This window comes from Brassicibacter mesophilus (assembly GCF_050433385.1).
Lineage (GTDB): Bacteria > Bacillota > Clostridia > Tissierellales > Proteiniboraceae > Brassicibacter > Brassicibacter mesophilus.
In genome coordinates this window covers 27,284-53,496 of sequence record NZ_JBNPXI010000010.1, presented here as the reverse complement: position 1 = coordinate 53,496, position 26,213 = coordinate 27,284, and the positions used below count along the sequence as shown (strand labels likewise).

Genomic DNA, 26,213 nt, shown 5'->3' with positions numbered 1-26,213 from the left:
TCCAGTCATGTTAATACCTCTCATAGACTATCCTTAGTGGATATATTTTGTAGCTAAACTTATAGCATAATTATGTTATCATATGATATAGAAAAACTTTGTGTTATCTGAATACCAGCTAATGTTGATACTTTTAAAACATAGCATATATTATTTCTGCACATCAATTTGGTTTTTAAAAGAAAAAACAATTGTGAGAACTCACAACTGTTTCCATTAATTTGTTTAGTTGTATAAATAGCTATTATTTATACTTGAGATATTATAAATTAACTAAAAATCTGTTCTTAATTTTAGTTGAAAGCACCTCTAAAATTATAGCTACAATCACAATTAGAAAAGTAATAAATCCAACTTCTCTTATATCAAAGTAAAAACCACTTGCCATAAACAATTCAAATCCTATACCTCCGGCCCCTGCTGCTGCTCCCATTGCAACTGCATTAGTAAAATTAATCTCAAAACGTATGAAAGTCCAAGATAAGATATATGTTATTGATGAGGGTAGTATAGCCTGAAAAACTATCTGCCACCAATTTGCTCCACTAGCTTTCAGTGCTTCTATAGTTCCCTTATCCAACTCTTCAAAGGATTCAGAGTAAGCTTTAATTAAGTATCCAATTGTATGAAATGTCATACCTATAACAGCAGCAACACTTCCAAGACCCGCTGCAACTGCAAAAACTAATACCCATAATACTGTAGGAACAGCACGAATAAAAGCTACAAAACCTTTTATTAAAATGGATACTCTTTTATTAGATAAATTCTGAGCTGCAAACAGCCCAAGAATCAATGCAAAAAAGCTGCCCATTAACGTTGTTAGAAAAGCCAACCCCAACGTTACTGCTATCTGATATATTGCTTCTTGGAATGTAAAATGTGTATAATTTAATTCAAAGAACATTTTATTTAGATTAATTAGAAAATCTTTACAAGCCGCAATGAAGTTTACATCCTTACTATTTAGATTTATCATGCCGTATACAGTCAAAACAAATAATACAAATATTGTTATTCTTATTGCAACCGACGAAGAAGTTACTTTTTTTAGCTTTATTTTATTTACCTTTGTTAGTTGGTAACTAGTTGTTGAAGCTACATGACTTTCCATTATAAAATCACCCTTCTTACATAATTTGAAATCAATTCAATAATTAAAACTGTAATTACTACACACGCTACAACTAAGCTAGCAGCATTATAATTCATATTTTTATAGTATAAATTGAATGCAAAACCAATCCCAGAACCCGTTAATATCCCTATAAGTGTAGAGCTACGAATATTAGTCTCAATCATAAACAGTATCCAGCTAATTAATTGTGGAATGCTCGATGGCAATACTGCTTGGAAAATAATATGCAAATAACTGGCGCCTGTTGCTCTTAATGCTTCAACGCTACTGAAGCTAGCTTCATCTATTGTTTCCATAAATGCACGAGTAAGGAATCCAAATGTAACGAAAAATAATGCTAAGAAGCCTGTAAAATCACTTTGTCCAAATGAGAATAACAGTACCATCGCCCAAGCAACGATTGGCACGTTTCTAAAAACTGATGCAATCAATCTACTTACCATGCTAAAGAAGTTATTAATTCTAGTAGTTTTAGAACCAAGAATGGCTAATAATAGTGCAAAACAGCTTGATACTGTAGTTGCTGCAATTGACATACTTATTGTATCCCTCAATTTCTCAAAGATTGATGGTAGTTTTTCTAATGACTGCTTGTTTGGATAGAAGCTTGAAAGCATCCATTTAACTGCTTTGGGTACTGAAGTAAATCCCTTTACTACTTCATATTCAGTTATTACAATTGAAACAAAGGTAAATAAAGTTAATAAAACAACAAAAAACAAAAAACTATTTTTTCTTAATACAAACATATCTTTTTTCATATTTACCTCCCTAATCAATAATCAAATTTCCTGCTTCAGTACCATATATTTCATATATTTTCTCATTAGTTAGTTCTTTAGGTGAGCCATCAAATATTACTTGCCCACTGTTTACTCCAATAATACGATCAGAGTATTTAATAGCTACGTCTACCTGATGCAAATTAACCAGACATGTAATTCCTTTTTCTTGGGATATAACCTTTAAATAGTCCATTATTACCTTTGAAGCATTCGGGTCTAAAGATGCAATGGGTTCATCACACAAGATCATCTTTGGATTTTGTACTAAAGAACGAGCAATTCCAACTCTCTGTTTCTGTCCACCGCTTAACTCATCACAACGCTTATAAACTTGATCCTTCAAGCCTAGTCTGACTAAAATATCGAAAGCTTGCTTTTTTTCTTCCTCGGTATATTTTCCAATAATCCCTTCAACAGTAGATTTGTACCCTAGTCGTCCATGAAGTACATTTTCAATGACACTGAGACGGTATACCAGATTGTAGTGCTGAAATATCATACCAATCCTCGTTCTAAATTTCCTTAATTCATTTTTACTTAAATTCATGACATCGTAGCCGTCAAAAATGATTTCTCCGTTATTAGCATCAATCATTCTGTTAATGCAGCGAAGTAGAGTTGATTTTCCTGCACCAGATGGTCCAATTATAGAAACAAACTCTCCTTCATTAACAGAGAAATTAACATTGGATAAAGCCTTAGTCTGTTTGTACTGTTTCGATAAATTATTAATTTCTAACAATACCATGTTAATTCCCCTTTATATTTAATTTTAGTTTTTATATCAATTCTCTAAAATCAATAATACTAATTTGATAATTCACGAATTGGATTAAACCACTCATCTTCAACATTAATAAAGCACTCATTACCCTTTTTGCTAAATAATCCAACAAAATCTGAGCCTTCAGGGACAAATATTTTCTCATTTTTAGCTACTTTATCTGAAGTAAAAGCATCAATAAGTGCTTTATAATCATCTTCGCTTAATACATCAGTGTTAGCAACAAATGGTGCATTTAAAACTGGAGTAACTGATATCAGTACAAATTCTTCACCAGGAATAGTGTTAAATGGCTCTGCTGCATCAGATTTTACTCTGTATACTGCACCTGGACGATTTTTTGTTCCTTCGACAAGTTCTATATAGTTATCTACACATGAATCGCAAAAAGCCGCAACATCTGCACTTCCACTTAATAGATTGACAGCTGATCCTTGATGTGATCCCCCGTATAATACTTCTTTGAAGAATTTATCACTTCCACCTTCTAACAAATCTTCTTGATCTAAATTTGCAAATTCAGATTTTTTAGAAAAGTATGACACAATGCCAGCAGATGGAACCTTAAATCCAGATGTGGAACTATTTGAAACAAATGAGAACTTCTTACCTTGAATATTATCTATAGAATATTTACCTCCACTACTGTACTCTCCTTCATTTCCTTTTTTAACTGCTAACCAGCTGTAATATACTGCATCATCTAAAGTACCTGATTTGCCACTGTTAACAACTATAGGCAATACCTTGTCATTTTTATTGTGTGCTTGTATATATCCCTGTGCCCCTAACCATGAAATATGAGCATTTCCATTTACAAGTGTTTCAATTGCTATTGCATAATCAGTAGTTAATTTATGCTCTACTTTCTTTCCAGTTGCTTCTTCAACAATTTTTGCAAACTCATCTCTTGCACCTTTTAAATCTTCACCTGATTCATTTGGATACCAGACCATTGTGATTGTATCGTAATCTTTATCTGCAGACTTTGAAACGGATGAACATCCTGTAAAGGCAATGGTTAATAAAACAATAGACACTATTAAACAAAATGCTTTTTTCACAATTCATCTCTCCCTTTTTTAAAGAATTTGTAATCTAGATAAAACTATATCAGTACATTTTTTTGTTTCTGTTTTGATCTTGTTAATTTTACATTAAATTTCTAATTTCAAGTTGCATATATTACCTATTTTGATAATATCCTACCTATGATTTCATTATGGATACTAGAATTTGTTGTTGCTATAAATGTGGTTCTATTCTTATTGAGTCCATTCGTTAAATTTTCAAATATAAAAGAATAACTTCCTCCCAACTCTCTCAATAGAATTACTGCAGCTGCATAATCCCATATGCATAATTTAGCAGATATATATGCATTTATTTCTCCTGTACCAATTTTGCATATAGCTAAAGATGCTGTTCCACATGCCCTATGTCCTCTAATCGCTTTAGCAAGCCAAACTAAGTCTAAATTATAATGATCTTTGAATATACTTACGGTATTTAAGCTTGTATCCACTATAGCTTGTTTTAATTTAATTCCTTGGTCTAGCTTGTTTAATTTTCTTCCGTTCAAAAATGCACCTTGTTTTGAAATTGCTACATACATATCATTCTTCATTACATCATATATAACACCAAATAAAGGTTCTTCATTTTTATATAATGCAATGGATATTGTAAAATCTTTTTTGAAATTAATGAAGTTAGTTGTGCCATCAATAGGATCGATAATCCAAACATATTCTTCGTTTGTAGTACTATTATTTGTATTTTCTTCAGTAATGAAGCTATGGTCAGGATATTTCTGTTTTATTTTATCTGTAAGATAGGTCTCTACTTCTAAATCATACTTTGTAACTAAATCACGATGGTCACTATTCTTAAAGTTTATTTCTATATCACTCTTCATTGCTTTTTTTAACATTCTTCCTGCTCTTTTTACTAAGGTCTTTGTAAACTCTACAGTATCATTGATTTCATTATGAAAGTATTTAATATAATCATCTGGCATACATATGTTTCCTATTTGGACATCAGATCCATAGATACCATGGTAGTCACTTCCACCTGTCAGAATTAGGTTGTATTTGTCTCTATATTCAAAAATCTTGGTATAATCTTCAACAGTATGATCTTCATGATAGATTTCAACTCCATCTAGCCCAGCCTTCACTAGATCGTCTATCAAATAATATGAATCCTGCTGACCAGGATGAGCTAAAATCGCTATTCCTCCATCTGCCTTTATGGCCTTCACTGCTTCGAATACATCTATATGTCTTATATCTCTTGAACAGATACCTTCCCCTTTAAATAGCTGATAATATAATTCTGAGTAAACTTTATCTGTGTATCCTTTTTCTATTAGTACATCCATAATGTGCTGTTTGTAAAAGCATGTGCTATATCTTGCCCTTTTAGCAACTTCTGCTACGGTAATATCATAGCCTTGTTCTGACAATCTTTCTATTTGCCATAATGAGTTATTATGACGCTTTTCTATAAATTCGTCACATATTTTTCTTATATTCGGAGCATCTAAATTAAAGTTATAACCTAAAATATGAATTTTCTTGTTTTTTTCAAAATCAAATGCAGATATTTCAATTCCTGGAATTATATTAACGCCATAATGCTTGCCTATTTTAATAGCCTTTTTTAACCCATTAGTTGTATCATGATCAGTAATTCCTAGATGAGTCACACCATTTTCTTTAGCCATTTTTATAGTGTCTTCAATTGAATAGCTACTATCTGATACATTTGTATGAACATGTAAATCTGCTTTCACAAAAATTACCGCCTCCTTTTGAATATACTTAGTTCAGAAAAAAACTTCCATTTTTCTACTTTGATTCTTTGTTTACTAGTCACTATTCTAGTTATTCATATTGCCTTTGTGCATATCAAATTCTGTATCACATAATCCCTCCATAAATTCTAAGTCATGAAAAATTCCTAGCATAGTTGTTCCTTGATTTTTTAACTGCTCTATAAGTTCTCTTACCTTTAGTTTAGATGAACTATCTAAACTGGCTGTAGGTTCATCCAGTAATAATAACCTTGGTCGCTTAACCATTGCTCTAGCTATGTTTAATCGTAATTTTTCTCCACCAGAAAATGTATTTGGATAACTGTCCCATAATTCTCTGTCTAATTCAAAATGTGCTAGCATTTTTTCTGCCTCTTTTTTTGCATATTCCTTCTCGCCACCCATTTCTATAACTGCCTGTTCAACAATTTGACGAGCAGTAGTACGAGGCATAACATTTAGAAACTGTGAGACATACCCAATTTCATATTTCCTAAGATAAATCATTTGTCTTTCACTAATTGAAGTTAAATCTATTAGTCCAAACTTTTCTGAGTTGTACCAAATTTCTCCACTCTGTGGTGAATAAGTTCTATATATGGACTTAAGAATAGTTGACTTACCGCTGCCACTTTTCCCAGTGATACCTATAAATTCTCCTTCTTTTAGTGAAATGCTAATATCCTTACATGCTTTTATGTGTTTTTTTAAGTTGTGCAAAGTAAATGACTTTGATAAATTTTGTATTTTTAGTAAATCAGTCATTTTATCACCTTTTTTCCATAATATTTTTCTACAAGACTATTGATATCAGACAGAGAATCATTAAGTTCATACATGCTTTTATTTTTATTCATATTAAACTCTATAATTTGTTTTTGATATTAATTTCCCATCTACGAAAACTGAAGTAATGGCTGGGTAATTATTTTCAATTTTTTCAATTATTAAGATGTCAGCCTTCTTATTTTCTTTGATAGAGCCAATTTCATTATCCATATTTACAGCCTTGGCTGGATTTATAGTAATCAATTTGAACATTTGGTGTAAATCATGCCCATATTCTTCATGCAATTTGAATATTGCATGCAATAATGCAGCTGGGTAATAGTCACTACATAAAATATCAATGCTATCATGTTCAATAGCTACAGCTGCTGATAAATTTCCTGAATGTGACCCACCTAAAAGAATATTTGGTGCTCCAGCTATAGTATACATTCCTCTTTTTTTTGCTTCTTTTGCCACTTCCAGTGTAATAGGAAATTCACTTATAGTGGCGCCAAGACCTTGAACTAAATCTAATTTTTCAATACTATCATCATCATGAGATGCAAATGCAATTCTCTTTTTTCTTGCTAGATATCCTATTTCTCTTATCATGTTTATAGTCATTTTATCTTTGCTTTGACTATTTTTAATGATTTCATCGATTTCTAAATCAGTTAATTTACTATATCCTTTTAAGGTTTCACGATATATTTCTAGGTTTCGGTATTGTCCTTGCCCTGGAGTATGATCCATTATAGAAACTAGATGTACCTTTCCTTCATTAATATAAGTCTTTAAGTTATTTATTTGTTCTAAATTGTCGATTTCGAAGCGAGCATGAAAGCGATGACGGATTAGGTGCCTGCTCGAATGGCTTTTCTCAACTAAATCAATGAATTTACAGACATTTTCATGCTTTCTGATTGGGTTATTTCCAAATTCGGATGATTTATATAATGATAAGGAGTGAAACATTGTAGTAATTCCATGACAAATTAATTGTTTTTCACACTCTCTTATACTTAATTCAAAGTCCATCAAGCTAGTTGGTCTAGGTGCTGCCATATGCTCAATATAGTCTGCATGAATATCTATAAACCCAGGCGCTATATATCCCCCATTTGCATCAATAATCTCAAAATCACTAGTTAAGTGATTTTCGCCTTTTTTTGCTATTTTTTTAATCCTGTCATTTTCAACTATTAAGTCATACCCCGTTAAGATTCTATCTTCCATTACAATCTGTCCATTCGTAATTAAATACACTATATATACCTCCTATATTTACAGTAATGAGTGAACTAATTGTTGAGTATATGGATGCTGAGGATCTTCTAATATCTGATCTGTTAATCCTTGCTCAATAACACGTCCATTTAACATTACTATAGTTCTGTCAGCTAGCATTCGAATAACACCTAAATCATGGGATACTACAATCATGCTAACTCCTAGCTCATGTTGAATTTCTTTAATCAAATCTAGTACGTTTGCTTGTACAGATAGATCTAATCCTGTTGTAACCTCATCTAACAATAATAGAGGAGGGTTATTTGATAATGCCTTAGCAATCTGAACTCTTTGCTGCATACCACCTGAGAAATTCTTAGGTGCTTCCTTCATACGGAGAATTGGAATGTTTACATGTTCTAACAGCTCTGTACCTCTTTTCTCCATTTCGTCAACGTTTCTGTTACCCGCTGAAATTAGTTTTTCCGCTATATTTCCAATAGAAGAAAAGTCCATTTTTAAGCCTAAAAGAGGGTTTTGATATACTTTCCCCAGCACATTGTTCCTAATATGTCGCTTCTGTTGCGATGATTCTTTAAATATATTGCTCTCACCATTTTTATATTTACTTATATACGCTTCACCATTAGTTACATCCTGATCAAAATATAAGCATTTCATCATAGTAGATTTTCCGCTTCCACTTTCTCCAACAACTCCTAATATTTCTCCCGGATACACCTCAAAGGAAACGTCTTGACACGCATATATAGTCTTGCAAACTGGACAATAGTTTTTTTCTAATTTATCTGGATTTAAATCCTTACATTCTTTACATCCATCACCAAATTGCTTACGTAGATTTTTAACTATCAATACTGGCTTTTCAAAATTCTCCATTATTTACACCTCCTCTAGCAGCTTAATTTGTCATTTAGGTTGCCTAAGCAATAACTGTAATCATTACATTGATAGTATGTTTCACCAGTTTTTTCATCAACTAATTCGTCCATAAATACACCTTTAGAGCCACATAATCTGCATACTTTATCATCAAATGATTCAACCTCAAAGGGGTAATCATTAAATGCTAACGAAATCACATTAGTATATGGAGGAACAGCATAAATTTTCTTTTCTCTACCCGCACCTAATAAAATAAGTGCCTTCGAATTATTCATCTTAGGATTATCAAAACGTGGTATTGGACTTGGAGCCATTACATATCTTTCATGGACACTAACAGGATGATCAGCTCCTGTTGACATATTTCCATATTTCATTATCTGTTCAAACAACATTAGCCAAGCTCCGCTATATTCTTTATCAGCATGTAGTCTTTTCGTTACATACTCACTAGGTTCAACGTATCGAAGTGGCTCTGGTATAGGTACTTGAAGTACCAAAATCTGTTCTTCTTTTAAAGTAATCTCTGGTATTCTGTGTCGAGATTGTATAACAGTAGCATCAGCTGTACTATCTGTTTGCTTAATTCCTGTGGTTTTATTAACAAGCTTTTTTATGTTAACTGCATTGACAGATTCATCTGAACCTTGGTCAATAACCTTTAAAACATCGTCTTTCCCCACTAATGATAATGTCAGCTGCAATCCACCAGTTCCCCACCCACGAGCAATTGGCATTTCACGTGAAGCAAAGGGAACTTGATATCCTGGTATGGCTATAGCTTTAAGCGTGGCTCTTCTTATTTCTCTTTTAGATCCCTCATCAAAGAAAGCAAAATTATAATTTACTCTCATCTTACTCCTCTCCTTTTTTTGTTTTAAGAACACTGTCAAGTTTAGATTTGAATGTTACATAATGAGGCAATTTCAAATGAGAAATAAACCCAGTAGATTCAACTGAATCTATATGAAGCAGCACAAACTCCTCGTCATGTGTAGGATATCTTGGATCTCTAGTTTCTAGGCAATGGTCTAAAATACTCATGGCAATGGCTTTAGTTTCATTTTGCCCGTAGCAGATTCCGTACCCTATTTCAAATTCCATCTCATTTTTACCATTTTCTTTTTTTATAGAGTTTGGAAATATTGTTTCTACTTCTGTTACCTTTATTTCACCAATATAAAATGAATCTTCATCATCATGTGAAGTATTTAATGGATCATCTATATAGATTGGTAATCTCCCAACACGAAGCTCTCCAATTGTTGGATGAGTGTCGCCGTACCCCCTGAGAGCTGCATATCCTAATGAAGTAACGGCTCCAGTTTGGCCACGTGTTAAAATCTGTAATCTCTCACTTCTTTCAGTTGGAAATTCTATACTTTTCTTAGTAATATCCTTAGGTTCTTTATTGTTTTCCTTACAATCTACAATCAAGCCTTGATTTCTTAAATAATCTAGTACCTTAGGTAATTTATTCATATCAACGGTATCTAACCTCTTGTCATTTTCCTCTTCATAATCTTCCAACCATTCTAAGCATTCTTGCTCTGTCTCATCTACTAAATCAAAATCAATTAATCTGTGAGTATAATCATATGAAGCACCTAATATCTGTCCTCCTGGAATGTCCTTAAAGCTTGCTGATATACGACGCTCTACTATCATATTCTCCGAGTTTATAATCTTTGAATAGTGCTTTCTAGGAAGTGTTGAACGATAAGCTCTTAATAAAAATACTGCTTCTTCTGGATTTCCTTCAGCTTGTTTTATTGAAATCGCTGCTAATTCTTCACAATAAATACTACTTTCAGACATTACTTGATCAATTAACCCACGCATGCCTGCTTGTATTTTTTTTACATTAAGTATCTCTTTTTTCTTAAAACGCTCATATTTTAGCCTTCTGATTGACTCATCAATTGCAATAGTACCGCCTTTAACTGCTACATATCCCATTTATTTCACCACCTATACGGAAATATTAGTTGTTCTAGGTATACAAATCAAATCAGCTTTTTTATCAACCATGATGATATCTACACCTAAAGGATATTCGACATTTTTTAATTTACGCTTTTCAATCCAATTACCACATACATCTACTTTTAAATAATTTTCATCCTTTATTCCGGGACCTGTTAAAACAATTTCTTTATCATTTGTAATTTTCAAAACTTCAACGATAATTGTTGCAGATTTATGCGGATCTATCAAATTACCTTCATAAGCTTTTTCTATGGCATTCTCTATATCACCATCTTCAGCATCTTCCATTACGAAAATATAGTTGGCATTTTCGACGGCTTCTGGCTTAGCATAAGTTAACTGGCTTATAAGTTTTGTGATTTCTTTTTCTTTTTTAGAAAATACTTTAAAGCTTACTTCTGCATCTAGTAACATTAACATCAATACAAAAGTAGAGTTTTCAAAATCTATATCCAAATCAATTTTATTAGCTTGATCTTTTATACTGTTTATATGGCCAGGTTTGGACATAGAATCAATTACACTACGGTAAGACTTTTGAATATCATGCACTAAATCTAATTTCATGATTTATCTCTCCTTAATTAGACATCCATAGTTTCAAAGCTAACTTTTGTTTTCATTACCTTTGCCTGATACCTATCTCTTTGTATTCTAATATTATTTTCTTCATTTATTAAAATGTCCGACCAGTTCTCTGTCTCTTTTAGGCTGCCATTATATGCTGCATCAATAATCGCTAAATAATATACTAGTTCTTGATTGTTTCCATAAACAATACCGATGCCTAAATTGTTTTCTACTTGAACTTTTGCCTCTGTTACAAACATCTCTCCTAAATAAAATAGGTTCTTCTTTGCTGTTTCACGCATTTTTATCATTACAAGCCCACTATTAGGTTCTTCGATTATCTTTACGTTGTAATTGTTTATTATTTCTTCAGCTAATTTTTTTGCAATGTCTATTGAGCCTCTTACTAAAATTTCTGTTCTCCGACGTTTTTTCATAAGCTCCCTCCTCTACAGTTGTAATTATAACTTGTTGCCAAGCTATACACTGTTAAAGCTATGTTAAGCAGTGTTAATTCTACATTAAATGTATGGAAGTTTTTAACAAACAAAAAAACTACCAAAAGGTAGCTATTTTATTTGATATTTAAATATATCACTGCGATATATAATTTTAGTAAACTCTAAGGTTTTTCTTGTATACTTGTCAATGCAATTACTTTCTACAATAAGCATTGGAATTAAATTTGAGCATTCGAATATTTTTCTTTCAAAATGGGTAGGAAAAGATATGCTTAGCATACTTTTAGTAGAGTCAAATTCCTTGTATCCATTATTCTTATAATACTCAAACATTGATTTAATATCTTTACCTACTATATTAATGTCATTAAACAATGATTGAGCTATATAAGATATGTGTAATGCAATAGGCTTATTATCTATTAATCTTAATCGTCCGACTTTATATACTTTGTCATTTTCACCAATATTTAATTCTTTATAAATTTTTTCATTATATTTAACTTGTTTACAAAACAGGTTTTTAGAATCAAAATTATATCCTTTATCCTTCATTTTCTGGCTAAAGCTTACATCTCCTGAAAGAGACAGGTCAATTTTTTGCTGCTTATTGTTTAAATACCTTCCTTTTCCTTGTTTAGAGTACAAATATCCCATTTCTTCTAATCTACTATAAGCTTTTCTAACCGTTATCCTAGTCACTTTATGCTTATCAGCAAGATCATTCTCTGATGGCAATTTATCATTTTCATTATACTTTCCTGCAACAATATCTTCTAAGAGCCTATCTATTATTAGCACATCTTTTTCATCTTTCAAATTAATCACTTCCCAAATAATCAATTTTTTGAGAATCATTAGTACCAATTGTTGCATTATTGTGTTTTGATAATATCATGGCTATGTTAATATATAGCAAATTCTATGTTAAAGATAAGTTAATAAAACAAAAAGATATCAGTACATAATTTTGTACTAATATCCTCTATATAATAGTCCTCATATAATATTAACAACTCAAATCTTTATCTTTATACTCGTAATCTAGCTAATAGCTTCGAGTCTTTTCTTAATATTAAATACTTCTTTTTCAGTTTGGAGCTCTTTATGAGTAAGGAAATCTAAGTCGTCTGTCAGTTTATCGAGCCTAGTATTCGTAGCAACATGATTTGCAGCATTTCTACCTTCTAAATCATCTAGTTTATCCTCAAGTTTGTCAAAGCGAGATAAAACTTCTTTATGGTTATTATCAACTTTGTTTTCAATGCTATTGACTTTATTTTCAAGATTATCGACTTTGCTTTCAATGCTATTGACTTTATTTTCAAAACTATCAACTTTATTTCCAAGCCTATCAACTTTGCTTTCTACGCCATCAAGTCTGCTGTTTATACCTCTAATTTCATTCTGCATGCCCTTAAATTCATTTTGCATATCTTTCATCGTACTAAGCACTTGTTGAAGAATTTCATTTGACACGACGAACCCTCCTTTCTTAAAGCTAAGTATTTATATTATACACTACTTTGAGATCTTTCACTGAAGTTTTTGTTTCGCTTTAGTTAATGTTTTTTGATTCACTTTTGTAAATTTTATTTGTATAATGATTTATGTTATATAGTAATTTTAAATATTCTTCTTTATAAGGTAGTAAAATAACTGTAAAACAAATCCATATTAATACTATATCTACAGCTGATAACAAAACTGGTAGTCCCGATAGATAAAGCAGAAAAGCTGACAATAAGACAGATACAACTAAATATATACCTAAATTTAAAAATCTATTTATCTTATCCTTTATTTCATTTGATTTATCTTTAATAACATATAGTATCAAATAAAGCTCACATACGATACCTATTAAAAATACTATGTTATTAACTCTTTGTAAAAATCTAGATAACTTAATTTTATACAGTGGATGAATATAATCAAAATTGACAAAATCAAATAAATACTCTTTCAATACTAAAAAATGTTGAGAAATACTTCCGGGATTATCTGGAATCTTTTCTGGAGCAATATATAAGCTAAAAGATATTTCCTTCCATATAAACACTCCTAATAACACTATTCCAGCAATCATTATAAGCCCTTTCATATATCTTAATTTTCCAATCTTAAGTGCGTCTGTCAAATAATCCTTCTTAATACTATCCTTGAAATAATTATGCATAGATTTAATAATAGAAAATAAAACTTTTAGTAGTCTATATAAACAGTATGCTCCTAATATAAATATTAAAATATCATATTTCTGTTTTTGCTGAATTCCTGTTATGTTTAAATCTTCAACAAAATAATTATTGGAGTTTTTTCCCACTAATTCTATTTTATCCAGCATAAATGCTTTGTCAAAATAGCTGTCATTATTCTTGTATTCAATATTTCCTATATATGTATTAGAATTAATGTCTTTCATGGTGTTTAATGGTATATATATATGTGGCAACTCTTTGTTCAACATCTTTTCCATTATTGCACCTTCTGAAGAAACTACTCCGATTATTTCAAACTTCTCATTATATATGTTCATATTTAAGCCAATAACATTTTCGCTTTTAAATATTTTCTGAGCTATAGTATCTTCTATTACTACTACATAGTTATTAGAATTGTTATCATTGTCATTTATAAATGAACCATTATTTAATTCAACCTTACTAAATTCATTAAAATTTCCCAGCACACCGTAAACTTGAGCCTGAAAGGCCCCATAGTCAGAAGTTACAACTGACTCATCAGTTGCATAATATGTAGACATTTGTGGTGATACAGCTCTGTTAAGTGCTTCAACTTCATCAACACTCATTCCATTTTCAATAGGTATACCCTCTTTTAATCCAATTATCAATTTTTCATATCCAGTAGTACTATTAATTTCTTCTATATAAATATATATTGATTGACATAGGAGTAGAGAAAAAATAAATAGAAATAGAACAACATATTTTCTTTCAAAATGTATTTTCATATCACCCCCTCCTTACTTTCATCATTCAACAACAACCTGACTTCCATCATCTAAAAATTTACTACTCCTTACAATAATTCTTTCATCTCCTATTAACCCTGAGATTATGCCTATAAATCTATTGTCAGAATCTCCTACCGTTACGTTCTTTCTCATAGCATAATATTCTCTGCCTAGAGGCCCTTCCTTTTCCTGTAATATATAAACGAACTTACCTTCGTCATCTTCTCTTAAAGCTTGTCGTGGAATGAGAAATTCATATGAACCTATAGGCTTCTTTATATATAGTTCTCCTGATTCTCCTCCGGCAAGATCAACACTATCAAGTTCTACCACTACTGCTCTTTTATCTTTATTGTCAGCTCTCTTTATAGTTTCAATTTTTCCATCTATTACACTGTTATCTTCATTTTTAACAAAAACTTGTCCTTCGTCCCCTGGTTGTAAATATTCACAATCTGCATTATTAAGTGTAACCTCAATCTCAAATCCCTTATTAGAACTATCAAGTATGTATAAAGGACTGGAATTATTGACAACCATGCCTTTCTTATAATTAAGCTCCTTTATTACACCATCAGTTGGTGCCGTCACAGTAGCCTTATCAGTCTTCTTCTCTAGTTCATCTATTTCCATTTGAGTACTTGATATATTAAGCTCCATAAGTTCAATTTGCTTCTCATGGTTCTCCTTATCCTTCTTAGCCTTTTCTCTTTGTATCTCAACCTCATTTTTAGCATTTTCATGCTTCATCTTTGCTAATTCATATTCACTTTTCTTATCATCTAGGTCATTTTTTGACGCAGCCCCTTCATTATACAATTGTGTATATATTGTCAATTCTTTTTCTGACTTCAACAAATCAACCTGTAGTTCTTCAACCTTTTGTTCATATGTATGTAATGTATTCTCTAGATTTTCTAACAAAGTTTTTTCATATTTAAGCATTAGTTCCTTAAGCTCAATCTTCTTTTTTTCTAAGTCCGACACTAATGGTTCCTTATCTAAAATCAATAGGATATCTCCATTCTTAACAGTGTCACCAACAGATACTTTAACATCCTTAACAGGGACAGAAAAGCTAGTATAATACTCTATCCTTTCCTTAGCACCTACTATCCCTTTACCAACAATTTCTTTAGTTAAGCTTCCAGACTTTACATTTTCAGCATTGACCTTTGGAAGAGTTAAATTATGAATGCTTTTGGATGTAAAGGTAAGGATTATAATAATGATAAAAAATATTTGACCTGCTCTTAATATCTTTCTCTTTCTTAACTCAACTTTTTTATCATCTTCTAATTCATACATACAAACCTCTCCCTATTTTTTTATTGTAGAATGGGAAATACCCTCGATTAAATAATTTTGACCATATAAAAACACTAGCAGCGCAGGCACCATATATATAACACTAGCAGCAAATGCGATACCTAGTTCAGAATTATTTATTTCAGAAAGATATATAGATAATGGATGTTTATTTATATCCTTTAAGAATATCAATGGTTGCTCAACCATATTCCAGTTATCTATAAAAGACAATATGGCTAACGAAGCAATTCCTCCTTTTGATAATGGAAGTATGATCTTTAAAAAAATACGAGGCAATGAACATCCGTCTACCATTGCAGATTCAATATACTCGTTAGGAATTGAAATCATAAACTGCCTTAAGAGGAAAACTCCAAAAGCTCCTAGGCTCCCTGGCAGTATAATAGATAAGAAATTATCTATTATACCTAATCTGTCTAAAACTAAATAATTAGGAACAAGTGTAACTTGGAATGGCATCATCATTATTATTATATAGACAAAAAAGAGTATATCTCTTCCTTTAAAATTAATTTTCGCAAACACAAATGCAGCCATTGAAGAAATTATTGTCTGAACTATTACAATAGGGAGCACAATGAAAACAGAATTCCAGAACATTCTTAGAAATTTAGACTTTGCTATTAAAGCTTCATAATATTGATCTAGCACAATACTATCTGGAATCAGTTTAATACTTCTATATTTTTCTTCTTTGCCCTCCACAGTCTCATCAGAAAATGCTCCATAGCTTTCTCTTATTTCACTATCTCCCATGAAGGAATTAGTAATTGTTACTATAAGAGGCATAAGTATTATTATAGCTATTACTATTAAAAACGCAGTTAATAATAACTTTCTATTATTATTCATATCTATCCCCCTTAACCTTCGATATATCTTTCAACTCTTTTTTGAAGTCTAAACAGTATAAATATGATTAAATAAACAAAGATAGCCATTAATACTGCAGATGTAACTAGTTTATGATAATCAAGCTTATTAAACATATTATTAATATAATGCTGGAGCATATATATACTTTCATGAGGGTAGTTCCCTGATAAAAGATATATTTCTTTGAAAACCTTAAAGGAGTTAATTATTGATATAATAATTACAAAAAAGGTAGTGGGCATTAAATAAATTATTGTTATATTAAAAAACTTTGCCAGAACTCCAGCTCCATCTATATCTGCTGCTTCATAATATTCCTTAGGAATACCTTGAAGACCAGCTAAAAATAATACTATGTTGTATCCAAGATTTTTCCATATATAAATAATTATTACTAAATACATAGCCCACGACGAATTTACCCAGTCAATATTAGTCATATTGAATAATGATAAAATCTTATTTATAAATCCATTATAATCAAATAGATATTCAAAAAATAAAATAATCGAAGCTACAGGTACAACTAAAGGGACTATAAAAGAGGTTCTTAGAGTATTTTTAAAATGTATCTTTTGATTTAACAAAATAGCTAATACTAATGATAGAACAATTATCAATGGAACGCTGACTCCAGTAAATATGCCACTATTAAGCAGTGCTTTTCTATATATTCCGTTATTAATTAACCCAATATAGTTATTAAATCCTACAAAGCTTCCATTTACAGGCTGGTCAAAAAAAGAATATAATATCATCCATATAAACGGAAGAATGTAAAATACTAGTAGTCCAATTATACTTGGTGCAATAAATAAGGCAGCTAAAAGCTTATCTTTTTTACTAAACCTTAAAAACATGTAATACTACCCTCTTCCCCTCAAGAATTCATGGCATTTATTATGCTAATCTTAATTTTACTCAAGTAAATATATTTCAGCTTTATTTTGTATCATCTTTGCTGTTTCTTCTGCTGTCTTTTCACCCTTTATGAATGGCTGAATCTCATCATATATAATAGTATAGAAAGAATCATTTACCCTAACTTTGTTCAGATTGCCTATTATTCTATTCATTTCTTTTATATCTTCTTCCTTTATAAAGTAAAGATTACTTTTTTTCAGAGCATTCTTAGTTTTTTCCTGTTGTTCAAACATTTCAGATATTTGTTTTTTATTTGCTTCGTTATTTATATGAATCCTTCCCTCATCTCTTTTTTGCACTTCTTCTGTCAACACAAATTTAATAAATTCCCATGCTTCTTCTTTATGTTTTGAATTAGTATTTATTGATAGAAAATCACTATAAAATAGTCTATTACCTGTATATTCTCCTTTTGGTGCTGATACTGCTTTAAAGCTGTCATTGAAATACGCACCTGAATAGTTGATATAGTAATATTCATTGATTTCTTCTAGAATTATTGCTATCTTATTTAATTCAGTCTCCAACCTATCAAATTCTTGAAAAATTCGATACCAAGTTAGTTCTGGATGCATTATGTCATCTTCTTTTATGTCTTTAAATAGTTCTAGAGTATCTATAAATTCCTTGCTATTAAATCTAGCTTCTTTTTTATCCTTATCCAAATAATAACCTACATCCTGCAATATTATTTGTTCGAATAATATATCTTCTTGTACTTTAGGCAAAACATATATTTTCTCTTTACTGTTTTTATTTAGTTTTCTAGAAAGATTATATAAATCTCTCCAAGTCATGGTATCATCAAGACTTATTCCTTTTTCATCTAATAATTTTGTATTCAATACAGAGATATAGAATTTGTGGTAATTTATAGGCATGGTATATAACTTCTCTTTATACCTTGTTAGATCAATTATATTTTTATTGTAATCATCAATATTAAAATCAGTATCTTTTTCTATCATGTCATCAAGATCAACTAGTATACCTTTTTCTATATATGTTATTAAGCTATCCTCTGAACTCAAAAGTAGAATATCAGTTCCTCTTCCAGCCATTAGCTCAGTATTTAACTTTTCTCTATACTGTTCTTTATCAAGATCAGGATTTCTTTTAATTGTAACTTTTATATTAGGATATTGCTCTTCAAATTTCCTAGCTGCAACTCCGAAGATATTACCCCAGTCTTTCAATAATTCAATAGTTATCTCTGTCTTTTCTTCTTCATCTTGCCTTTCTTCTATTTCTTCTTCTGATTTTATGTATTTAATCAGGTTATATTTATCTTGATTTTCTCCTATTACATATATCTCTTCGTTATTGTCTACTGTAAAGTCGATTATGTACTCAATAGTCGATAGTTCTCCAGTACTTAGTATTCTATTCGTCATGTTTCCTTCTAAATCATACTTTAATATCCAATTTGAATTTTCTCCATATAAACTCCTAGTATTTCTGTTATAATATATACTTCCCGGTGCATCTGTATTTTTATATTCTTTGCTCCATATTGTCTTGTAGCTGCTCGTGTCTATTTTTTCTAAAGTATTTTTATGAAGTGCAAAAAGATTATCTTCTTCGTCTATTTGTATATCCCAATACTGTACTGAACCAATTATTTTTTTTGACTTTAGATTATTATCATACACTTCGATACTACCATTTGACTTTAGTTCATAAATATTTCCTTTACTGTCTGCCTCTACTTTTACTGTCCTGTCTTGTACTGTTCTTGCAGTATTGTCACTTGATTGCGCTATTATACTATCTTCATTAATTGAATTTCCCTCATTATTATAGTAAAGAAGCTCTGTATCTAGACCTACCATGTCATCGTTTTCATTTTTTCTTGATAGTTCTGACAGTATATATATATTATCTTCACTATTAATTGTAAAAAGATCTGCCCTTCCATCAAAGTCTAGGGTTATTTCCTTTTGCACTTCTCCTTTTTCGTTTAATACTATGTATTTAGTATTATCTCCTTCAGTGCACAGTACAAGTTCATTTTTATTGTTTATATTTATTGCTGATACGTAGTCTATTCCTAGTGCATCACTTAGTATAGCCTCCTTGTATGATAGATTATTTCCATTTGTGTCTAATGCCTCTTTTTTTCCTGTACAGCCATAGGATGTAATGATAAGTAAAAGTATAAGTATAAGTAGTAAAATTATTTCTCTTTTAGTTCTCATCCTCCATCTCCTCTTTGTTATGATATGCTTCCTAAAAAGCATATTTAGTTATAATTCTACTCAAGTAAATATATTTCAGCTTTATTTTGTATCATCTTTGCTGTTTCTTCTGCTGTTTTTTCGCCCTTTAGAAATGACTCAATCTCTTTATAAATGACATCATAGAATGGATCTCCTGTCCCAGATTTATTCAAATTCTCTATTATTCTGTCAAGCTCTTTTATATCTTCTTCCTTTACATAGTAAAGTTTATTTTTTTCCATAACACTCTTATATTTCTCCTGAAATTCAAAAATCTCAGCAATTTGCTTTTCATTTGCTTTGTTATTTACATGAAATACGCCCTCATTAGTTGTCTGTATTTCTTCTGTAAGCATAAATTTAATAAATTCCCATGCTTCTTCTTTATATTTAGAATTAGTATTTATTGATAGAAAGTCACTATAAAATAGTCTATTACCTGTATATTCTCCTTTTGGTGCTGATACCACTTTGAAATTATTGTTAAAAAACGCACCAAAAGAGTTAATATAATGATATGCATGAATTTGTCCTGGACATATTGCAATATTATTTAATTCAGTCTCCAAAGTACCATATTCTTGCAAAATATGATCCCAAGTTATTTCTGGATGCATTATGCCATCTTCTTTTATAGTCTTAAATAACTCTAGAGTATTTATAAACTCTTTTCCATCAAATCTAGCTTCTTTTTTGTCTTTATCTAAATAATAATCTATATCCTGCCATATTATTTGTTCAAATAATAGTTCTTCCTGCATTTTAGGCAAGACATGTATTTTCTCTTTACTGTTTTTATTTAAGCTCTCAGAAAGGTTGTACACATCTCTCCAAGTCATGTTATCATCAAGGCTTATTCCTTTTTCATTTAACAATTTTTCATTTAATATAAATCCATAAAATTGGTAGTAGTTTATTGGCATAGTATATAATTTATCTTTATACCTTGATAAATCAATAATACTTTTATTGTAATCATCAAGATTAATGTTCTTATCCTTTTTTATCATGTCATCAAGATTAACTAATATATCTTTTTCTATATACGTTATCAGGCTATTCCCTGAGTCTAAATATAGAATATCAGTTCCTTTTCCAGCCATTAGTTCAGTATTTAACTTTTCTCTATATTGTTTATAATCTAGGTCAGGATTTGTTTTAACTGTGATTTTTATATCTGGATAAGTTTTTTCAAATTTCTTAGCTGCATTCGCAAAGAAATTGCCCCAATCTTTCCATAATTCAATAGCTATCTCTGTTTTTTCTTCTTCTGATTCTTTATTTAACTCCAATCCAACTTCTGATTTTGTATATTTAATCAAGTTACTTTCATCTTGATTTTGTGCTATTATATATATTTCTTCATTATCGTCTACTGTAAAGTCGATTATGTACTCTATAATTGATAGTTCTCCAGTGTTTAATATTCTATTTATCATGTTTCCTTGTGAATCATACTTTACTATCCAGTTTGCGTTTATGCCGTATAAGCTCTTAGTATTCTTGTTGTAGTATATACTTTCTGGTGCATCTGTATCTTTATATTCTTTAATCCATATTGTCTTGTAATTATTCGTATCTATTTTTTCTAAAGCCTTTTTTTCAAAGTTTTTGTGAAGTGCAAAGAGATTATCTTCTTCGTCTATTTGTATATCCCAATACTCCACTGAGTCTATTATTTTTTTTGACTTCAGATTATTATCATACACTTCTATACTGCCATTTAGCTTTAGTGCATATATATTTCCTTTGCTATCTGATTTTACCTTTATTGTCATATCTTGTACCGTCCTTGCAGTATTATCGCTTATTTCTGCTATTATATTATCTTCATTAATTGAGTTTTCTTCATTATTATAGGAAAGGAGTTTTGTATCTAAGCCTACTATATCTTTGTTTTCATTTCTCTTCGGTATTTGTGATAGTATATACATGCTGTTTTCATTATTAATTGTAAAAAGATCTGCTCTTCCGTCAAAGTCTAAGGATATTTCCTTTTTTATCTCTCCTTTTTCGTCCAGTATTAGATATTTGATTTTATCTCCTTCACTACATAGCACAAGTTCACTTTTACTGTTTATATTTATTGATGATATATACTCTTCTCCCAAGGTATCGCTTAATATAATCTCTTTATAGGATAAGTCATTTACATTTGTGTCTGATGTTTTTTTGTCTTGTGTACAACCATAGGATGTGATCATAAGTGAAAGTATAAGCATTAGAACGATTATTTTCTTGTATTTCATTTTCTTTTCCCCCTTTTGAAATCTTAATAAATATTATTTTTGGACTTCATACATTTCTAATATTCTATCAACTACAGCTTTATAAGAATCTTTGTGTAGTTTATGGTCTGATAAAATAATAGTACTGCTTTCATCTAGTGCTTCATTATATAGGAAGTTCTCTTTATTGACATCTACTAAAATAACTATATCTATATCAAGTACCTTTTTTATTTTTTCAACAAAATTATTATCTTTACTAAAGCCACTAAATCCTATCAGTCCAATATCTCCATTATATATGCCTATAAAATTATTAACTTTTTCATTTATTTCTGTATCATAATTAAATAACTTTTCTTCTTGCACGAAAAAATGATGATATCCAAAGTATGCACCTCTTATATCATCGGTAAGCACTATAGGGATATAGCCTCTTTTCATAAGCTCATCATTTATTTGGGACAGTACATTTAATACATTATACCATATTTCACCATATACTAGTATAATAGGTTTATCCTGGTTCTGCTCTATTTTCATATAGTTACTTTGACTTAGGAGGTTGTAATAAATAGGCTTAATACTGATATCCAGAGAGCTTACAATAACTAAGTTGTTAGATTCTGGGCTTAAAAAAACTATGCTTTTTCGATAAAAATCAAAATAATTAAATAATTGTAATAAAATATCTTCAGTAAAACTGTCATGTATATTTATATCTGATTCCACTATAACAGTATCTATATCATTTAATGCGTATTTATGATATTTTAAATATTTAAAAACTTCTCTGAACATTTCAAGTTTAGTATTTAAATTAATACTAATTATCTCTTTTATATTAAAAATGTAATTCTTAACAGATAATTGGTTATCATAAGTAGTGAATATTAATGCATTTTTTATCCATTCCAAGCTATTATAGGATTGATAAAAAGGCATATCTTCATTATAATTATTTGACTTTTCCCATAATATTTTCTTTATTAATTCAATTGAATAATTTGAAAGGTTTTCAATAATTTCTGCAACCATTGCTGTTATCATTGGTGCTGCAAAGCTATTACAATTTTGTGTTGTATATTGTTTCCCTTTATAATTTTCAAGTAAATGACTACCGCAAGATGTAATTTCTATACCATCAAATGGTTTAAATGTGTATGTATATTGTCCTTCTTCAAGACTTTTATGTCTCTGAGATTTGACTCCTATTACGTTATGAAAAGAAGCTGGGTATGTAATAACATCTTCATTCTTATTTGCAGCTATAATTAATAAGCCAAAATCATTTGCTTTGTCAATTATCTTCTGTAATTCTTTTTTATCTCCATAGTACACACTCCCAATACTTAGATGTACTATATCCACTTTATTATCAATACACCATTCTATTGCTCTAATTAGTCTTTGCTTACTTCCCAAATCATTTTCATCTAAAATCTTAATACTACTTAGTATTCCTTTCTTATAATACTTTCTTATAATAGCTGCACATGTGGTTCCATGACTATTGGAGTATGAGGATTCTGGAAGTCTCTCTTTTATTTTTAGCTCTCTTGTAATTTCAATGTCATATTTGAGAGATATCCCATCAAAATATTAGCTATTTACTCCATCGTCGACTACAACAACATGAATATTTTTATAGTTCATTAGAAAAATCCTCCTGGAATAGTAAAAAATCAAGATACTTTAATGCAAATAATACAAAAAAATCATGCGGGAAGACTGTAATGCTACAGCCTTCCCAAATTTTCTTTATTTGTTTCTATTCAAGTAAATATATTTCAGCTTTATTTTGTATCATCTTTGCTGTTTCTTCTGCTGTTTTCTCACCCTTTAGAAATGGTTGGATTTCTTCGTAAATAACGTCATAGAACGGATCGTTTATTCTAAGCTTATTTATATTATTCTTTAGTCTATCGACTTTTTCTATATCTTCTTCCTGTACATAGTAATAATTACGTTTTTCCATATCTTTTTTATACTTCTCCTGAAATTTAAACACATCATCTATTTGCTTTTCATTCGCTTTGTTATTTATATAAAAATATCCTTCATTACTTAACTGTATTTCTTCTGTTAAAACAAATTTAATAAATTTCCATGCCTCTTCTTTGTGTTTAGAATTAGTGTTTATTGATAAGAAATGACTATAAAACTCTCTACTTCCTGTATATTCACCCTTTGGTCCTGATACTACCACAAATTTATCATCAAAATACGAACCAAAAAAACGAATATAGTGATAAGTACCAATATAGCCTGGATATATTGCAATGTTGCTTAAATCCATATCTATACGGCCATATTTTGTTAAAATATAATACCAGTCTAGCTCTGGATGCATTATATCATCTTCTTTTATATCTCTATATAACTCTAAAGTATCAGCAAACTCCGTACTATCAAACCTAGCTTCTTTTTTATTCCAGTCCATATAGTAATCAATATCCTGCCATATTATCTGATCAAATAATTTATTATCTTCTATTTTAGGTAAAACATATATTTTTTCTTTACTGTTTTTGTTCAAGATCTTAGAAATATTGTATACATCTCTCCAAGTCATATTATCATCAAGACTTATTCCGCTCTCATTTAACAGTCTTTCGTTTAATACAAAGACGTGAAAATACTCATAGTCTATAGGCATAGTATATAGTTTCTCCTTAAGCCTTACCATATCAATTATTCCTTGGTCATAAGCAATCATGTTAAAATCTTTGTCCTTTTCTATCATATCATCTAGGTTGACTAATATACCCTTCTCCATATACGTTCTTATATAGTCATAATGGTCCAAATATATGATATCTGGTCCTTTTCCAGCCATCAGCTCTGTATTCAGTTTCTCTCTATATTGACTCTCCTCAATATCAGGATTTGTCTTAACTGTAACCTTTATATCAGGATGTTCCTTTCCAAATTTCTTTGCTGCATTTGTAAGGAATTTTTCCTCATCTTTCCGTAATTCAATAGTTATCTCTTTTTTCTCTGCTTCACCTTCTTTATACACTCCTAATTCACCTTCTGACTTGATATATTTAATCAGATAGTATTTATCTTCATTTTGTGCTATCAGATATATTTCGTCCTTATCATCTACTGCAAAATCTACTATGAACTCTATAATTGATAGTTCTCCTGTGTTTAGTATTCTTTTTGTCATTTTTCCTTCTGAATCATACTTCACTATCCAGTTTGCATTTATGCCGTATAAACTCCTAGTGTTTTTGTTGTAGTATATACTTTCCGGCGCATCTGTATCTTTATATTCTTTACTCCATATTGTCTTGTAATTATCTGTATCTATCTTATCTAAAATCTTTTTCTGTATATTTCTATGTAATGCATAAAGATTATCTTCTTCGTCTATTTCTATGTCCCTATACTGTACTGAATCTATTGTCTTCTTTGACTTTAAGCTACTATCATACACTTCTATGGTTCCATTTAATTTTAACGCATATATGTTTCCTTTACTGTCTACCTCTACTTTTATTGTCATATCCTGTGCTGACCTTACAGTATTATCACTTGCTTCTGCTATTACGTTATCTTCATTAATCAAGTTACCTTCATTATTATAGGAAAGGAGTTTTGTACCTAAGCCTATTATGTCTTTGTTTTTATTTCTCTTTGATATTTCTGATAGTATGTACATGTTATTTGCATTATTAATAGCAAAAACATCCTTGCTTCCACCAAAATCTGCTGTTATTTCTTTCTTTATTTCTCCTTTTTCATCTAGTATTAGATATCTGCTGTTATCTCCTTCGCTGCACAGTACTAATTCATTATCGCTATTTATATCTATTCTTGATATGTACTCTTCTCCTAAAATATCACTTAGTATGATTTCCTTGTACGATGAAACACCTCCATTTGTGTCTAATGTTCCCTTACAACCGTAGGATGTAATCATGAGTGAGAGTATAAGTAACATAATCATTACTTTCCTATACTTCATATTGTTTCTCTCCTTTTTTGATAATTCTTTCATTTTATAATTTTGGGGAATAATAGATTTAAAAATATAAGTTAAATTACTCTCTCAATTTGAAACTTATAATCCTCTGTCAATGACATATCTATTTATAATGGAAGAAATTAAATACATTAGATTTGATATTATTAAGATGAGCATGGTAAGAAATATTTTTTAGTTGAATATAAATCACTTCTTTAAGATT

At 30.2% G+C, this 26,213-nt stretch carries 22 protein-coding genes; all 22 read right to left on the bottom strand.

Annotated features, from left to right (window positions below):
• Positions 1-262 precede the first annotated feature (262 nt).
• Positions 263-1,114: a PhnE/PtxC family ABC transporter permease gene (locus tag HNR33_RS12030; protein WP_429083607.1), complete on the bottom strand. Its 852-nt coding sequence runs from the start codon at positions 1,112-1,114 to the stop codon at positions 263-265.
• Positions 1,114-1,899 carry a phosphonate ABC transporter, permease protein PhnE gene (phnE, locus tag HNR33_RS12025; protein WP_429083606.1) on the bottom strand — a complete coding sequence of 262 codons (786 nt, stop codon included), beginning with the start codon at positions 1,897-1,899 and terminating at the stop codon, positions 1,114-1,116. Before phnE ends, HNR33_RS12030 begins: the two co-directional genes overlap by 1 nt.
• A 10-nt stretch (positions 1,900-1,909) precedes the next feature.
• Positions 1,910-2,671 (bottom strand): phosphonate ABC transporter ATP-binding protein, encoded by a 762-nt coding sequence (gene phnC, locus HNR33_RS12020; RefSeq protein WP_429083604.1) that lies wholly within the window; start codon positions 2,669-2,671, stop codon positions 1,910-1,912.
• Positions 2,672-2,730: 59 nt separating this feature from the next.
• Entirely contained in the window at positions 2,731-3,771 is a 1,041-nt protein-coding gene (locus HNR33_RS12015) for a phosphate/phosphite/phosphonate ABC transporter substrate-binding protein (protein ID WP_429083602.1), read from the bottom strand.
• A 125-nt stretch (positions 3,772-3,896) separates the two neighbouring features.
• Entirely contained in the window at positions 3,897-5,507 is a 1,611-nt protein-coding gene (locus HNR33_RS12010; RefSeq protein WP_429083600.1) for an inositol monophosphatase family protein, read from the bottom strand.
• A gap of 87 nt (positions 5,508-5,594) precedes the next feature.
• A complete protein-coding gene (gene phnL / locus HNR33_RS12005) occupies positions 5,595-6,293 on the bottom strand; it encodes a phosphonate C-P lyase system protein PhnL (protein ID WP_429083599.1) in 699 nt (232 codons plus the stop codon).
• Positions 6,294-6,386: 93 nt separating this feature from the next.
• The gene (phnM, locus tag HNR33_RS12000) at positions 6,387-7,565 is read right to left on the bottom strand and encodes a phosphonate metabolism protein PhnM (protein WP_429083597.1); all 1,179 of its coding nucleotides are present in this window, start codon (positions 7,563-7,565) and stop codon (positions 6,387-6,389) included.
• A gap of 18 nt (positions 7,566-7,583) precedes the next feature.
• Entirely contained in the window at positions 7,584-8,429 is an 846-nt protein-coding gene (locus HNR33_RS11995; RefSeq protein ID WP_429083596.1) for an ATP-binding cassette domain-containing protein, read from the bottom strand.
• A 14-nt stretch (positions 8,430-8,443) separates the two neighbouring features.
• Entirely contained in the window at positions 8,444-9,289 is an 846-nt protein-coding gene (locus tag HNR33_RS11990; protein ID WP_429083594.1) for an alpha-D-ribose 1-methylphosphonate 5-phosphate C-P-lyase PhnJ, read from the bottom strand.
• A 1-nt stretch (position 9,290) separates the two neighbouring features.
• Positions 9,291-10,394, bottom strand: a complete 1,104-nt coding sequence (locus HNR33_RS11985) for a carbon-phosphorus lyase complex subunit PhnI (RefSeq protein WP_429083592.1) — start codon at positions 10,392-10,394, stop codon at positions 9,291-9,293.
• Positions 10,395-10,406: 12 nt separating this feature from the next.
• On the bottom strand, positions 10,407-10,991 hold the full coding sequence (phnH, locus tag HNR33_RS11980; RefSeq protein WP_429083590.1) for a phosphonate C-P lyase system protein PhnH: 585 nt from the start codon (positions 10,989-10,991) through the stop codon (positions 10,407-10,409).
• Between the two features lie 17 nt (positions 10,992-11,008).
• Complete coding sequence (gene phnG / locus HNR33_RS11975; protein ID WP_429083588.1) at positions 11,009-11,431, bottom strand: phosphonate C-P lyase system protein PhnG; 423 nt, start codon at positions 11,429-11,431, stop codon at positions 11,009-11,011.
• Positions 11,432-11,563: 132 nt separating this feature from the next.
• Positions 11,564-12,274, bottom strand: coding sequence for a GntR family transcriptional regulator (locus HNR33_RS11970; protein ID WP_429083586.1), 711 nt, complete (start codon positions 12,272-12,274; stop codon positions 11,564-11,566).
• 225 nt (positions 12,275-12,499) lie between these two features.
• Positions 12,500-12,934: a hypothetical protein gene (locus HNR33_RS11965; protein ID WP_429083585.1), complete on the bottom strand. Its 435-nt coding sequence runs from the start codon at positions 12,932-12,934 to the stop codon at positions 12,500-12,502.
• A gap of 79 nt (positions 12,935-13,013) precedes the next feature.
• On the bottom strand, positions 13,014-14,432 hold the full coding sequence (locus HNR33_RS11960) for an ABC transporter permease (protein WP_429083584.1): 1,419 nt from the start codon (positions 14,430-14,432) through the stop codon (positions 13,014-13,016).
• 21 nt (positions 14,433-14,453) lie between these two features.
• On the bottom strand, positions 14,454-15,743 hold the full coding sequence (locus HNR33_RS11955) for an efflux RND transporter periplasmic adaptor subunit (protein WP_429083582.1): 1,290 nt from the start codon (positions 15,741-15,743) through the stop codon (positions 14,454-14,456).
• Positions 15,744-15,755: 12 nt separating this feature from the next.
• Positions 15,756-16,619 carry a carbohydrate ABC transporter permease gene (locus HNR33_RS11950; protein ID WP_429083580.1) on the bottom strand — a complete coding sequence of 288 codons (864 nt, stop codon included), beginning with the start codon at positions 16,617-16,619 and terminating at the stop codon, positions 15,756-15,758.
• Positions 16,620-16,630: 11 nt separating this feature from the next.
• Positions 16,631-17,503 carry a carbohydrate ABC transporter permease gene (locus HNR33_RS11945; protein WP_429083578.1) on the bottom strand — a complete coding sequence of 291 codons (873 nt, stop codon included), beginning with the start codon at positions 17,501-17,503 and terminating at the stop codon, positions 16,631-16,633.
• A 57-nt stretch (positions 17,504-17,560) separates the two neighbouring features.
• The gene (locus HNR33_RS11940) at positions 17,561-19,765 is read right to left on the bottom strand and encodes an extracellular solute-binding protein (protein WP_429083576.1); all 2,205 of its coding nucleotides are present in this window, start codon (positions 19,763-19,765) and stop codon (positions 17,561-17,563) included.
• A gap of 56 nt (positions 19,766-19,821) precedes the next feature.
• Entirely contained in the window at positions 19,822-22,035 is a 2,214-nt protein-coding gene (locus HNR33_RS11935; protein ID WP_429083575.1) for an extracellular solute-binding protein, read from the bottom strand.
• Positions 22,036-22,068: 33 nt separating this feature from the next.
• Entirely contained in the window at positions 22,069-23,562 is a 1,494-nt protein-coding gene (locus HNR33_RS11930; RefSeq protein ID WP_429083742.1) for a S8 family serine peptidase, read from the bottom strand.
• A gap of 223 nt (positions 23,563-23,785) precedes the next feature.
• A complete protein-coding gene (locus HNR33_RS11925; RefSeq protein ID WP_429083573.1) occupies positions 23,786-25,990 on the bottom strand; it encodes an extracellular solute-binding protein in 2,205 nt (734 codons plus the stop codon).
• Between the last annotated feature and the right edge of the window lie 223 nt (positions 25,991-26,213).

Bases quoted from the DNA above. Each gene is read 5' to 3' on its own strand.
- HNR33_RS11945 (WP_429083578.1), bottom strand. From the start codon at position 17,503: ATGTTTTTAAGGTTTAGTAAAAAAGATAAGCTTTTAGCTGCCTTATTT.
- HNR33_RS11950 (WP_429083580.1), bottom strand. From the start codon at position 16,619: ATGAATAATAATAGAAAGTTATTATTAACTGCGTTTTTAATAGTAATA.
- HNR33_RS11935 (WP_429083575.1), bottom strand. From the start codon at position 22,035: ATGAAATACAAGAAAATAATCGTTCTAATGCTTATACTTTCACTTATG.
- phnL (WP_429083599.1), bottom strand. From the start codon at position 6,293: ATGACTGATTTACTAAAAATACAAAATTTATCAAAGTCATTTACTTTG.
- phnC (WP_429083604.1), bottom strand. From the start codon at position 2,671: ATGGTATTGTTAGAAATTAATAATTTATCGAAACAGTACAAACAGACT.
- HNR33_RS11955 (WP_429083582.1), bottom strand. From the start codon at position 15,743: ATGTATGAATTAGAAGATGATAAAAAAGTTGAGTTAAGAAAGAGAAAG.
- phnG (WP_429083588.1), bottom strand. From the start codon at position 11,431: ATGAAAAAACGTCGGAGAACAGAAATTTTAGTAAGAGGCTCAATAGAC.
- phnE (WP_429083606.1), bottom strand. From the start codon at position 1,899: ATGAAAAAAGATATGTTTGTATTAAGAAAAAATAGTTTTTTGTTTTTT.
- HNR33_RS11995 (WP_429083596.1), bottom strand. From the start codon at position 8,429: ATGGAGAATTTTGAAAAGCCAGTATTGATAGTTAAAAATCTACGTAAG.
- HNR33_RS12030 (WP_429083607.1), bottom strand. From the start codon at position 1,114: ATGGAAAGTCATGTAGCTTCAACAACTAGTTACCAACTAACAAAGGTA.
- HNR33_RS11925 (WP_429083573.1), bottom strand. From the start codon at position 25,990: ATGAAGTATAGGAAAGTAATGATTATGTTACTTATACTCTCACTCATG.
- HNR33_RS11985 (WP_429083592.1), bottom strand. From the start codon at position 10,394: ATGGGATATGTAGCAGTTAAAGGCGGTACTATTGCAATTGATGAGTCA.
- HNR33_RS11940 (WP_429083576.1), bottom strand. From the start codon at position 19,765: ATGAGAACTAAAAGAGAAATAATTTTACTACTTATACTTATACTTTTA.
- HNR33_RS11990 (WP_429083594.1), bottom strand. From the start codon at position 9,289: ATGAGAGTAAATTATAATTTTGCTTTCTTTGATGAGGGATCTAAAAGA.
- phnH (WP_429083590.1), bottom strand. From the start codon at position 10,991: ATGAAATTAGATTTAGTGCATGATATTCAAAAGTCTTACCGTAGTGTA.
- HNR33_RS11960 (WP_429083584.1), bottom strand. From the start codon at position 14,432: ATGAAAATACATTTTGAAAGAAAATATGTTGTTCTATTTCTATTTATT.